Origin of the sequence: Streptomyces sp. NPDC058864, from assembly GCF_042742985.1 — a bacterium.
In the GTDB taxonomy this organism is placed as follows: domain Bacteria; phylum Actinomycetota; class Actinomycetes; order Streptomycetales; family Streptomycetaceae; genus Actinacidiphila.
Map to the genome: position 1 here is coordinate 135,770 of NZ_JBHYMQ010000010.1, position 11,885 is coordinate 147,654.

Genomic DNA, 11,885 nt, shown 5'->3' on the forward strand with positions numbered 1-11,885 from the left:
ACTGTGACCGTCACGGACCTGGTGTCGTACGAGGACGCGCTCGCGTCCTATGACCCGGTGATGGGCCTCGAGGTCCACGTCGAGCTCGGCACCAAGACGAAGATGTTCTGCGGCTGTTCGACGGCGCTGGGCGCCGAGCCGAACAGCCAGGTGTGCCCGGTGTGCCTGGGCCTGCCCGGCGCTCTGCCGGCCGTCAACGCGACCGGCGTCGAGTCCGCCATCAAGATCGGCCTCGCGCTCAACTGCGAGATCGCCGAGTGGTGCCGCTTCGCCCGGAAGAACTACTTCTACCCGGACATGCCGAAGAACTTCCAGACCTCCCAGTACGACGAGCCGATCGCCTTCAACGGCTACCTCGACGTGCAGCTGGAGGACGGCGAGGTCTTCCGCGTGGAGATCGAGCGCGCCCACATGGAGGAGGACACCGGCAAGTCCACGCACGTGGGCGGTGCCACCGGCCGCATCCACGGCGCCTCGCACTCGCTGCTGGACTACAACCGGGCCGGCATCCCGCTGATCGAGATCGTCACCAAGCCGATCGAGGGCGCCGGCGAGCGCGCGCCCGAGGTCGCCAAGGCGTACGTCACCGAACTGCGCGAGCTGATCAAGGCGCTCGGCGTCTCCGAGGCCCGCATGGAGATGGGCCAGATGCGCTGCGACGTCAACCTGTCGCTGCGCCCCATCGGCCGGGAGAAGTTCGGCACCCGCAGCGAGACCAAGAACGTGAACTCGCTGCGCAGCGTCGAGCGGGCCGTCCGCTTCGAGATCCAGCGGCACGCGGCCGTGCTCTCCTCCGGCGGCACGATCGTCCAGGAGACCCGGCACTTCCACGAGGACACCGGCTCCACCACCTCCGGCCGCATCAAGGAGGAGGCGGAGGACTACCGGTACTTCCCGGAGCCCGACCTCGTCCCCGTCGCCCCGGCCCGTGAGTGGGTCGAGGAGCTGCGGGCCGGCCTGCCGGAGCTCCCGCGGGTGCGCCGTGGGCGTCTGCAGGAGCAGTGGGGCATCTCCGACCATGAGATGCAGTCGGTGCTCAACGCCGGTGCGATCGACCCGATCGTCGCCACCATGGAGGCGGGCGCCGACGCGGCCGCCGCACGCAAGTGGTGGATGGGCGAGCTGGCCCGCCGCTCCAACGAGGACGGCGTGGAACTGACCGCCCTGCCCATCACCCCGGCCCAGGTGGCCCGGGTTGCGGCACTGGTGGCCGAGGGCTCGCTCAACGACAAGCTGGCCCGCCAGGTCATCGAGGGCGTGCTGGCCGGCGAGGGCGAGCCGGACGAGGTCGTCGAGAAGCGCGGGCTGAAGGTCGTCTCGGACGAGGGCGCGCTGGGCGCGGCCGTCGACGAGGCCATCGCGGCCAACGCGGCCGTCGCGGACAAGATCCGCGGTGGCAACCTCGCCGCGGCGGGCGCGCTCATCGGCGCCGTCATGAAGATCACCCGCGGTCAGGCCGACGCCAAGCGCGTGCGCGAGCTCGTGCTGGAGAAGCTGGGCGTCCAGGGCTGATCCGGCACGGCCGTCACGGCCGGTAGGCACTCAAGGGGCGGGCTCCCGGTCAGGGAGCCCGCCCCTTGCGCGTCGTCGCAGGTCCGCCGCTTGTAAGGGCGAGATAAATTCCCCTCACGGGGTGTGATTAAGCGCACGAATGCGGCCAACGATCTTTTCTTCCTGGTTCAGTCGAGGACGTACGTGTTGTGTTCTTTGCGGGCTCTTCCCCGGCCTGAAAGATCCGCGCAACCCCAGGGAGAGCAATGGCTGCACTCGCCCGCTGGTGCCTCGACCGCCGTCTGGCCGTCGTCCTGCTGTGGCTCGTCGCCCTCCTCGGCCTGTCCACGGCCGCCCTGGTCGCCGGGTCCGCCTACTCCAACGACTACGACATCAAGGGCACCGACTCCAGCAAGGCCACCGCCCTGCTGAAGGAGGCCTTCCCGGGCTCGGCGGGCGACAGCGACACGATCGTCTGGCACACCGACAAGGGAACCGTCGGCGTCGCCTCCGTCAGGGAGCGGCTGACCGGCGCGCTGGACGAGGTGGCCGGACTCCCCGGGGTCGCCTCGGTGACCAGTCCCTACAGCACCGAGGGCGCCGCGCAGATCAGCCAGGACGGGCACACCGCCTACGCGACCGTGATGTTCGACAGGCCCTCGGACGACCTGCACGCCGACCAGGTGCAGAAGGTCGTCGACACCGCACGGGCCGCCGCCGACGGCAACACCCAGGTCGCCCTGGGCGGCGGCGCCATCGCGCTCACCGAGGGCGGCGGCGGGCACATGAGCGAGGTCGTGGGCGTCGCCGTCGCGGCCGTGGTGCTGCTGGTGGCCTTCGGCTCGCTCTTCGCGATGTTCATGCCGATCATCACCGCGCTGGTCAGCGTCGGCACCGCGTACATGGCGATCGAACTGCTCGGCCACCTGATCAGGGTCGCCGACTTCGCGCCGATGCTCGGACTGCTCATCGGCCTGGGCGTCGGCATCGACTACGCCCTGTTCATCGTCACCCGCCACCGCAGAGGCCTGAAACAGGGCCTGCCGGTGCGGGAGGCCGCCGAGAAGGCGGTCGCCACGACCGGCAGGGCGGTGGTCTTCGCCGGCGGCACGGTCTGCGTGGCCCTGCTGGGCATGCTGATCCTGCGGCTGTCCTTCCTCAACGGCGTCGCGATCGCCGCGTCCCTCACCGTGATCCTCACCGTCGCCGCCTCGGTGACGCTGCTGCCCGCGCTGCTGGGCACCATCGGCATGAAGGCGCTCAGCCGCCGGGAGCGGCGCCGGCTCGTCGAGCACGGGCCGTCGCCCGAACTGCCGACCGGGTTCGCGGCCCGCTGGTCCGCCTTTGTCGAACGGCACCCCAAGATCCTGGGCGCGATCGCCGCCGTCGTCATGCTCGTGCTGGCCGTGCCGACGACCTCCCTCCACCTGGGCGCCTCCGACCAGGGCAACAGCGCCGCGGGCACCACCACCCGCCAGGCGTACGACATGCTCTCCGAGGGCTTCGGGCCGGGCTTCAACGGCCCGCTGCAACTGGTCGCCAAGTCCGGCGACGCCGCCGACCGTGCGGCCCTGGAGCAGCTCACCGTCGTCCTCGGCCGCACCGAGGGCGTCGCCGCGGTGCACATGGAGCAGGCACAGCACGGCAGCGGGCTGGACGTCATCGACGTCGTCCCCACCACCTCCCCGCAGGACCAGGCCACCGACCGGCTCGTCACCCACCTGCGTGAGGACGTCATCCCCGAGGCCACCGAGGGCACCTCCCTGGAGGTGTACGTCGGCGGCGTCACCGCGGGCTACGCGGACTTCGCCTCGGTGATCGTCGGCAAGCTGCCGCTCTTCGTGGGCTCCGTCATCGGTCTGGGCTGCGTGCTCCTGCTGCTGGCCTTCCGCAGCTTCGGCATCCCGCTCAAGGCCGCGGTCATGAACGTCGCCGCCGTCGCCTCGTCCTTCGGCATCGTGGTAGCGATCTTCCAATGGGGCTGGGGGAGCGAGCTGCTGGGGCTGGGGGCGGCCGGCCCGATCGAGCCCTTCCTGCCCGTGATCATGGTCTCGGTGCTCTTCGGGCTCTCCATGGACTACCAGGTCTTCCTCGTCAGCCGCATGTACGAGGAGTGGCGCGAGACCGGTGACAACCGCCGCGCGGTCCGGGTCGGCCTCGCCGAGACCAGCCGCGTGATCAACTCCGCCGCGGTCATCATGGTCTCCGTCTTCCTGGCCTTCGTGCTCAGCGGCGACCGCGTGATCGCGATGTTCGGCATCGGCCTGGCGGCCGCCGTCGCGCTCGACGCCTTCGTCCTGCGGACGCTGCTCGTACCGGCGCTGATGCACATGATGGGCGACTGGAACTGGTGGCTGCCCCGGTGGCTGGAGCGCCGGCTGCCGAGGATCTGCATCGAGGGACCGGCGGAGCCCCCGGCTGTCGCCGCGGAGGAGCCCGGCTCTCAGAAGGCTCTCAGAATCTGACCGTACGGTTGCCGCCCATGGAGACCACCAAGACCCACGGAGCGGCGGACACCGGACCCGCCGCGGACACCGCACCCGCCGCGGACGCCGAGCCCGACCGGACCGGGGACGGCGGCGCGACGGACGCGACCACGCCCGGCACCGCGCCCGCCGCGGCCGGTGAAGAGCCGCTCGACCTCAACGAGTCCGACGAGTCCGATGACCCGGACGAGCCGGAGCCCGTCGAGGCGCCCCACGCCGCCACCCCCGCCGGGGTCGTTCCGGGTGCCGCGGCCGTCGTCGGCGCCGCCCTCGGCCTCGCGTCCCTCACCGGCACCTGGCTCGGCACCGTACTGGCCGAACGGCGGCAGCTGACCGGGCAGATCAACACCTCCTCCGGCACCGCCGCCCAGCAGATAGAGCAGATATACGGCGCTCCCTGGCACACCACGGCGGCCGTCAACGGCATCTGCGCGCTGACCGCCCTCGTGGTCCTCGCCGCGGTACTCCTCGCCGGACGGAACGCCGCACCCTGGGTGCGTGCCGTCGCCTGGGGCGGTCTCGCCCTCGGCGCGCTCGGGCTGTTCGTCGCGGCCGGTACGTGGTTCGACCTCTTCGGCGGTCTGCCGAGCGTGGCCGAGGCCCCGGTCTCGTCCGGCGGCTGAGGCCTTCGAGGAGGGGGCCGCGCGGTTCCCCGAGGATCTGAGCGGTCCGCCGCGCGGCCTAAGGCATCCGCACCCCCGAAGCCTGGGCGGTTGCCCGATGTGGCCCACCCCCCTTGGGGACGAGGCTGATGGCACGGAGCAGACGACTCCGGACCATCGGTCCCGAACCCGAGGAGCAACAGATGTACACGCACGAACTGCTGGGCCGCGAACGGACGGAGCAACTGCTGCGCGAGGCCGCCGAGTACCGCCTGGCCCACCAGGCCCGGCAGGCCCGCAAGGCAGCCCGCCAGGCCGCCCGCACCGCCGGCGACCGCCGTGTGACCGCCGCCGACCAGGACGAGGGAAGGCGGCACGGAAGGAACGCCGGCCGGCTCACCCGGCGGCTGAGGGCCACCGGATGAGCACCGTGGTGCCGGTGGAAACCGGTACCGCGCCGTCAGGGCCCCGTGCGATGCTCGGGAACGTGCAGAACCAGTCGGTCAGCCCGGTGTTCGTCGGACGCAGCCGCGAACTGACCCGCCTCACCTCCGCGCTCGCCCGCGCCCACGCGGGCGAGCCGCAGGCGCTGGTGATCGGCGGCGAGGCCGGCGTCGGGAAGACCCGGCTCGTCGAGGAGTTCCTCGCCGCGGCCCAGGACGGACCGCCGACCGTGACCGCCGTCGGCGCCTGCGTGGAGATCGGCGCCGACGGACTGCCGTTCGCCCCCGTCGCGACGATCCTGCGCGCCCTGCACCGCCGGTTCGGCGACGAACTGGTCGCCGCGGCCGCCGGCAGCGAGGCCGAACTCGCCCGCCTGCTGCCCGGACTGGGCGGGACGGACGGCCCCGACCCCCTCGCCGACCAGCGCGACGAGCACGGCCGCGCACGGCTCTTCGAGCTCACCTCGCGGCTGCTGGAACGGCTCTCGGAGGAGCGCACGCTCGTCGTCGCCCTGGAGGACCTGCACTGGGCCGACCGCTCGACCCGTGAACTCCTCGGCTACCTGCTGCGCTCGCTCTCCCGCGGCCGGCTCGTCGTCCTGGCCACCTACCGCTCCGACGACATCCACCGCCGCCATCCGCTGCGGCCCTTCCTCGCCGAGCTCGACCGGATGCGCTCCGTCGCGCGCCTGGAACTGTCCCGCTTCAACCGCGCCGAGGTCCGCGCCCAGGTCGCCGGCATCCTCGACGCCGAGCCCTCCCCGAGCCTCGTCGACCGGGTCTTCGGCCGCTCCGACGGCAACCCCTTCTTCGTCGAGGAACTCGCCTGCAGCATCACCCAGGGCTGCCGCACCGGACTCAGTGACAGCCTGCGCGACCTGCTGCTGGTCCGTGTCGAGACACTGCCCGAGACCGCGCAGCGCGTCGCCCGCGTCGTCGCCGAGGGCGGCTCCGCCGTCGAGTACCGGCTGCTGGAGGCCGTCGCCGGGCTCGGCGAGGACGAGCTCATCGAGGCACTGCGCTCTTCCGTGGGCGCCAAGATCCTGCTGCCCACCGACGACGGCGACGGCTACCGCTTCCGGCACTCGCTGGTCCGCGAGGCCGTCGGCGACGACCTGCTGCCCGGCGAGCGCAGCCGCATCAACCGCCGCTACGCGCGGGCCCTGGAGGCCGACCCCGGTCTGGTGCCGGCCGACGAACTCCCGGCCCGGCTCGCCAGTTACTGGTACCACGCCCACGAGCCCGCCAAGGCGCTGCCCGCCGTGCTGGGCGCCTCCGTCGAGGCGCGGCGCCGGCACGCCTACGCCGAACAGCACCGGCTCCTCGAACGCGCCCTGGAGTTGTGGGACGACACCCCCGCGGACGTGCGCGAGGAACTGCGGCCGGTCGACTACGTCGAGGTGTTCCCCCCTTGCGGCTGCGACCCGGGCAGCAAGCCCCTGCAGTACATGGACCTGCTCGCCGAGACGACGGTGGCCGCGCGTCTCAGCGCCGACCGCGAGGGCGCCTACGAGGTCACCAAGCGGGCGCTGCGCCTGCTGGAGCGCTCCGGCGACCCGCTGCGCGCCGCCTGGTTCTGGATCCAGCGCTCCCGGCTGATGGTCGCCATGGGCCGGGGCGACGGCTGGGCGGAGATCGCCGAGGCCCAGGAACTCGTCCGCGGCCTGCCGCCGTCACCGGTCCACGCCGAGGTGCTGGAGAGCGCGGCCGGCTGGGACATGATGCACGACCCGGGGCCGGACAGCATCGCCACGGCGGAACGCGCCATCGAACTGGCCCGGCTGGTCGGCGCCGAGGAGACCGAGCTCCACGCCCGGGTGACCCTCGGCATCCTGCTCGCCGACGCCGGTGACGCCGACGCCGGCATCGCCGAACTGGAGGCCGCCCGCGAACGGGCCGCCGCCGCCCGGTACGGCAACCTCACCGTGAACACCGACGCCAACCTGGCCGCCCTGCTGGAGGCCGTGGGCCGCTCGGAGGAGGCGATCGCGGTGGCCCGCAGGGGAGTGGAGAGCGCCACCCGCCACGGGCTGCGCGACGGCGCCACCTTCGCCTCCGCCAACCAGGCCGAGTCGCTGCTCGCCCTCGGCCGCTGGGACGAGGCCGCCGAGGTCGCCGTGCGCGGCCGGGAGAACACCAACCACGCCCTGTACCTCGGCTGGGCGGCGACGCTGCTGGCCCATCTCGCCGTGCTGCGCGGAAAGTACGACCGCGCCGAGGCCGAGGTCGCCGCGGCCCGGGACCATCTGGGCCCCCGGGACCACCAGCCGCAGAACACCCTGCCGCTGCGCCATCTGACCATCGCCGTCGCCGCCGGACGCGGACGCTTCCTGGAGGCCCGGGCCGCGGTACGGGTCGCCCTCGAAGCCGGTTTCCCGCCCGCGTTCCACCGCTACGTCTGGCCCATGCTGCACACCGCGGCGGCCCTGGAGGCGGACGCCCTGGGGCTGCCCGGAGCGGAGACCGGACGACCCGAGATGCTCGCCCTCATCCGCAAGGCGGCGGGCCGGCTGCCCCGGCTGTCCCCGGTGTGGGCCGCCCACGCCCTGCTGGTCGAGGCCGAACTGCTGCGCGCCGACGGGAGCACGGACCCCGGGCCCTGGGCCGCCGCAGAGGAGGCCTACGCCGCCCTCGACCGCCCGTACCCGCTCGCCCTGGTACGGCTCCGGCACGCCGAGGCCCTGCTCGCCCTGCACGAACCCGGCGCCCGCGACCGCGCGGCCGGCCTGCTGCGCCAGGCGTGCGAGGTCGCCGACTCCCTCGGCGCCGTCCCGCTGCGCGACGCCGTCCGGCTGCTCGCCCGGCGGGGCCGGCTTCCGCTGGAGGAGCCGGCGGCGGCCGCCGCTCCCGAAGCGGCCGCAGAGCCCGAGCCCTTCGGCCTGACCGCGCGCGAGCGCGAGGTGCTGCGCCGGGTCGCCGCCGGTTACACCAACCGCCGTATCGCGGAGGAGCTGTTCATCTCGCCGAAGACCGCCAGCGTGCACGTCTCCAACATCCTCGCCAAGCTCGGCGTCTCGGGCCGCGGCGAGGCGGCCGCCCTCGCCCACCGGCTGCGCCTGTTCTCCGGGCAGCCGGGCTGAACCCCGCCCGCCGCGACCGGCGGGCGGACGACACGACCTAGCCGTCTGCCCGGGGCGGGCGTATCAGGACGGTGCCGGAGTCCAGGTCGACCGGGCCCCGGCCGGGATCCGCGTCGCCCTCCTCGTCCCGCACCAGCTCCAGGCGGTTGCGTTCGTCCTCGGCGTGCCTGCGGCCCGGAGCGAACAGCTCGTCCAGCGCGTTGAACATCGCACCCCCGTTTGTCGTCGGTCAGCTCACCCGCAGCCGCAGGATCCGGTCGTCGCCCTTGCGGGGCTCGCCGCGGCCGTCGGTGTTACTGGTGGTCAGCAGCAGTCCGCCGTCCGGATCGGCGACGACGGTGCGGAGCCGGCCGTACTCGCCGACGAGGAACGCCTGCGGGTCGGCCGCGGCCTTGGTACCGGCCAGCGGGATCCGCCACAGGCGGGCGCCGCGCAGCGAGGCCATCCAGATCGAGCCGTCCGCGTAGGCGATGCCGCTGGGCGAGGCGTCGTCGGTGCGCCACTGCGCGACCGGGTCCGCGTAGCCGTCGCGGTGGGCGAGGCCCTCCACGACCGGCCAGCCGTAGTTCTTCCCCGGCTCGATCAGATTGAGCTCGTCCCAGGTGTCCTGCCCGAACTCCGCGGCCCACAGCCTCCCCCGGCTGTCCCAGGTCAGTCCCTGCACATTGCGGTGCCCGTAGGAGTAGACGACGGAGTCCGCCTCGGGATTGCCGTGCACGGGCTCGCCGTCGGGCGTCATCCGCAGGATCTTGCCGCCCAGGGACTTCTTGTCCTGCGCCAGGCCCCGTTCGCCGCTCTCGCCCGTGCCGGCGTAGAGCATGCCGTCGGGGCCGAAGGCGATCCGCCCGCCGTTGTGGATGGCGCCGTGCGGGATGCCGCGCAGGATCGTGTCCGGCGCGCCCAGCTGCTCCCCGGCGGGCTTGGCCGGCTCGTAGAGCATGCGCGCGATGCGGTTGTCGGAGTCGGTGGTGAAGTAGGCGTACACCAGGTGGTCGGTGGCGAAGTCCCGCGAGACGGCGAGTCCCAGCAGGCCGCCCTCGCCGCCCGAGGAGACCCCGGGCACCGTGCCGACGCGCGTCGTGCGGCCGCTGCCCGCGGCCACCCGGACGATCCCTCCGGTGTCCCGCGAGGCCACCAGCAGATCGCCTTCGGCCAGTAGGGCCACACCCCACGGGGTGGTGAGCCCGGTCGCGACCGTGCCGGTCACCTCCGCGGTGCCCTTCGCCGGGGCCGGGGGCTCGTCACCGCCGCCGGAGGCCGGCGCCGACGTGGCGGCGGAGGAGGCGGCGGAGGCCGGGGGAGCCGGGGCGGAACCGCCGTCCGGGGAACAGCCGGTGGCGAGCAGCGCGGCACCGGCCAGCGCGGCGGTCACGACGGCGGCACGGCGTCCCACGCTTGCCTCCCGGGGGTTCTCCGGCTCGGACTCCAAGAACATCACATTCATCACTACACCGCCCGGCCGTTCGAAGTTCCCGCCGCGCACCGGGGATTTCGCGCAGCCGCGCCGGTCCCCCGGCTCCCCCGGATCCCAGCGGCCGCACCCCTCCCGCCGGTGTCCTCAGTCCCAGGAGCCCCGTGCCGGCGGCAGCCCCGCTATCTCCGCGAAGTCCTCGTCGGTCAACCGCAGTTCCGCGGCCCCGGCGTTCTCCACCGTCCACCGCTGCCGCTTCGCCCCGGGGATCGGCACGACCTGCGGCCCCTGGGCCAGCACCCACGCCAGCGCGACCTGCGCGGGCGTCGCCCCGTGCACCTCGGCGACCCGGCGCAGCCCCGCGACGATGGGCTGGTTGGCGGCCATCATCTCGGCCGTGAACCGGGGATGGCGGGCCCGTACGTCGTCCGGCTCGAAGCCCTGGCCCGGGGTGAGCGTGCCCGTCAGGAAGCCGTTGCCGAGCGGCATCGCGGCCATGAAACCGATCCCTCGCTGCGTGCACCAGGGCAGCAGCTCGGCCAGCGCCTCGGGCGACCACACCGACAGCTCGGCCTGCACGCAGCTCACCGGGAAGACCTGCTGGGCGCGGCGCAACTGCCGCAGCGTCTCGTCGTACATCCCCGCGCCCGCGCGCCGTGCCGCCCGGGCGCCCACCGCGCACCACCCCAGCGCGCGCACCTTGCCGGCAGCGACCAGTTCCGCCATCGCGCCCCACGTCTCCTCGACCGGGACCTCGGGGTCGGCGCGGTGCAGCTGGTAGAGGTCGATCACATCGGTCTGCAGCCGCCGCAGCGACGCGTCGCAGGCCCGCCTCACGTACGAGGGGCGGCCGTTGGCCACCAGGTGCTGCTCACCGACGAGCAGCCCGCACTTGGTGGAGACGAGGACCTCCCGCCGACGCTCCCTCAGCACCCGCCCCAGCAGCAGCTCGTTGGTGAACGGCCCGTACATGTCGGCGGTGTCCAGCAGCGTCGTGCCGTGGTCGACCGCCGCGTGCACGGCCCGCAGTGACGATTCGCCGTCCTGCCGGGACGCCGTGTAGGCCCAGCTCATCGGCATGCATCCCAGACCGACGGCGCCCACCTCCAGAGCCGCCGATCCGACCGTCCTGCGCTCCACCTGGCTGACCTCCGCTGACCTCTCGCGCCGCCCCACTGTGCCATAGCCTCCTGACCATGGCTGACATCACCCGGAACCACCGCCCCACGGTCTGGCTCCCGATCCCCGCGGAGGACGTCGAAGGGCTCCCCGCCGAACTCGACTACCTCTTCTGGGACGGCGACGAGGAGTTTCCGGCCGACCCCGCCGACGCCGCGTTCTACGTGGTGCCCTACATGAAGGGTCCGGAGGTCGCCGGCCGTCCGCTGCCCCGCATGTCCGGGGTCGGGGTCGTGCAGACCCTCAGCGCCGGCGTCGACCACGTCACGCCGTACCTGGGGCAGCTCCCTCCAGGGGTGCGGCTGTGCAACGCCCGCGGGGTGCACGAGGCCAGCACCGCCGAACTGGCCGTCGCCCTCACCCTGGCGGCCCTGCGCGGCATCCCCCGCTTCGTACGCGGCCAGGACGCCGAGGAATGGCATGCCGGTTTCTACCCGGCCCTCGCCGACAAGCAGGTGCTCATCGTCGGCTACGGATCGATCGGCGCCGCGATCGAGGACCGGCTCACCCCCTTCGAGTGCCACGTCACACGGGTCGCGCGGCTGGCCCGGCGCTCCCCGCACGGCCCGGTGCACGCGCTGGGGGACCTGCCCCGGCTGCTGCCGCAGCCGGACGTCGTCGTCCTGTCGACCCCGCTCACCCCGGACACCCGCCATCTGGCCGACGCCCGGTTCCTGGCCGGGATGAAGGACGGGGCCCTGCTGGTGAACGTGGCCCGCGGCCCCGTGGCGGACACCAAGGCCCTCCTCGCGGAGCTCGAGGCCGGCCGCCTCCAGGCGGCACTCGATGTCACCGATCCGGAGCCACTGCCTCCGGGGCACCCTCTGTGGCATGCGCCGGGCGTCCTGATCAGCCCGCACGTCGGCGGCAGCACCTCCGCCTTCCTGCCCAGGGCCAAGCGGCTGCTCCGAGAGCAACTGCGCCGCTTCGCGGCCGGCCAGGAACTCGCGAACGTCGTCCTGACCACCTGACCACCTGACCACCCAGCCGCCTGAACCGTGCCCTGGCACCGGGTGTCCCACGCGTGGGGCAGGACGCTACGCGTGGTCACGCTGTGTAGAGGAACTATGTCCCTGAGTGACTGAACTGGTGTATCGTCCCGCACTGGGGGAACACGACCGGCGTGGCTCGGCGAGCCGCGAACGGGCGTGGGACGACTCAGGACTTGATGGGGGGCGACGGGCGATGTACGG

At 73.3% G+C, this 11,885-nt stretch carries 9 protein-coding genes; 6 read left to right on the plus strand and 3 right to left on the minus strand.

The window, feature by feature from the left end; all coding sequences use genetic code 11:
* Positions 1-3: 3 nt before the first annotated feature.
* From gatB to ACFW3D_RS11040, 5 genes are all read left to right on the plus strand, one after another.
* Positions 4-1,512 carry an Asp-tRNA(Asn)/Glu-tRNA(Gln) amidotransferase subunit GatB gene (gene gatB / locus ACFW3D_RS11020; RefSeq protein WP_500503718.1) on the plus strand — a complete coding sequence of 503 codons (1,509 nt, stop codon included), beginning with the start codon at positions 4-6 and terminating at the stop codon, positions 1,510-1,512.
* A gap of 245 nt (positions 1,513-1,757) precedes the next feature.
* Entirely contained in the window at positions 1,758-3,956 is a 2,199-nt protein-coding gene (locus ACFW3D_RS11025; protein ID WP_500503720.1) for an MMPL family transporter, read from the plus strand.
* Positions 3,957-3,973: 17 nt separating this feature from the next.
* Entirely contained in the window at positions 3,974-4,600 is a 627-nt protein-coding gene (locus tag ACFW3D_RS11030) for a hypothetical protein (RefSeq protein WP_500503721.1), read from the plus strand.
* A 182-nt stretch (positions 4,601-4,782) separates the two neighbouring features.
* A complete protein-coding gene (locus ACFW3D_RS11035; protein ID WP_500503723.1) occupies positions 4,783-5,004 on the plus strand; it encodes a hypothetical protein in 222 nt (73 codons plus the stop codon).
* Between the two features lie 50 nt (positions 5,005-5,054).
* Positions 5,055-8,102, plus strand: coding sequence for a helix-turn-helix transcriptional regulator (locus ACFW3D_RS11040; RefSeq protein WP_500503764.1), 3,048 nt, complete (start codon positions 5,055-5,057; stop codon positions 8,100-8,102).
* A gap of 37 nt (positions 8,103-8,139) precedes the next feature.
* Here ACFW3D_RS11040 and ACFW3D_RS11045 read toward each other — a convergent pair whose 3' ends face one another.
* The 3 genes from ACFW3D_RS11045 to ACFW3D_RS11055 all read right to left on the minus strand — a co-directional run bounded on the left by ACFW3D_RS11045 (position 8,140) and on the right by ACFW3D_RS11055 (position 10,653).
* Positions 8,140-8,310, minus strand: coding sequence for a DUF6191 domain-containing protein (locus tag ACFW3D_RS11045; RefSeq protein ID WP_500503725.1), 171 nt, complete (start codon positions 8,308-8,310; stop codon positions 8,140-8,142).
* Between the two features lie 21 nt (positions 8,311-8,331).
* Positions 8,332-9,537, minus strand: a complete 1,206-nt coding sequence (locus ACFW3D_RS11050; RefSeq protein ID WP_500503726.1) for a PQQ-dependent sugar dehydrogenase — start codon at positions 9,535-9,537, stop codon at positions 8,332-8,334.
* A 123-nt stretch (positions 9,538-9,660) separates the two neighbouring features.
* Positions 9,661-10,653, minus strand: coding sequence for an aldo/keto reductase (locus ACFW3D_RS11055; RefSeq protein ID WP_500503727.1), 993 nt, complete (start codon positions 10,651-10,653; stop codon positions 9,661-9,663).
* Positions 10,654-10,709: 56 nt separating this feature from the next.
* On the opposite strand from ACFW3D_RS11055, the gene ACFW3D_RS11060 reads away from it, so the two are divergent.
* Positions 10,710-11,663, plus strand: coding sequence for a 2-hydroxyacid dehydrogenase (locus ACFW3D_RS11060; RefSeq protein WP_500503728.1), 954 nt, complete (start codon positions 10,710-10,712; stop codon positions 11,661-11,663).
* The last annotated feature ends 222 nt before the right edge of the window (positions 11,664-11,885 follow it).

Excerpts from the sequence above, each read along its gene's own strand:
- ACFW3D_RS11050 (WP_500503726.1), bottom strand. The coding sequence starts at position 9,537 with ATGTTCTTGGAGTCCGAGCCGGAGAACCCCCGGGAGGCAAGCGTGGGA.
- ACFW3D_RS11030 (WP_500503721.1), top strand. The coding sequence starts at position 3,974 with ATGGAGACCACCAAGACCCACGGAGCGGCGGACACCGGACCCGCCGCG.
- ACFW3D_RS11025 (WP_500503720.1), top strand. The coding sequence starts at position 1,758 with ATGGCTGCACTCGCCCGCTGGTGCCTCGACCGCCGTCTGGCCGTCGTC.
- ACFW3D_RS11060 (WP_500503728.1), top strand. The coding sequence starts at position 10,710 with ATGGCTGACATCACCCGGAACCACCGCCCCACGGTCTGGCTCCCGATC.
- ACFW3D_RS11040 (WP_500503764.1), top strand. The coding sequence starts at position 5,055 with ATGCTCGGGAACGTGCAGAACCAGTCGGTCAGCCCGGTGTTCGTCGGA.
- ACFW3D_RS11035 (WP_500503723.1), top strand. The coding sequence starts at position 4,783 with ATGTACACGCACGAACTGCTGGGCCGCGAACGGACGGAGCAACTGCTG.
- ACFW3D_RS11045 (WP_500503725.1), bottom strand. The coding sequence starts at position 8,310 with ATGTTCAACGCGCTGGACGAGCTGTTCGCTCCGGGCCGCAGGCACGCC.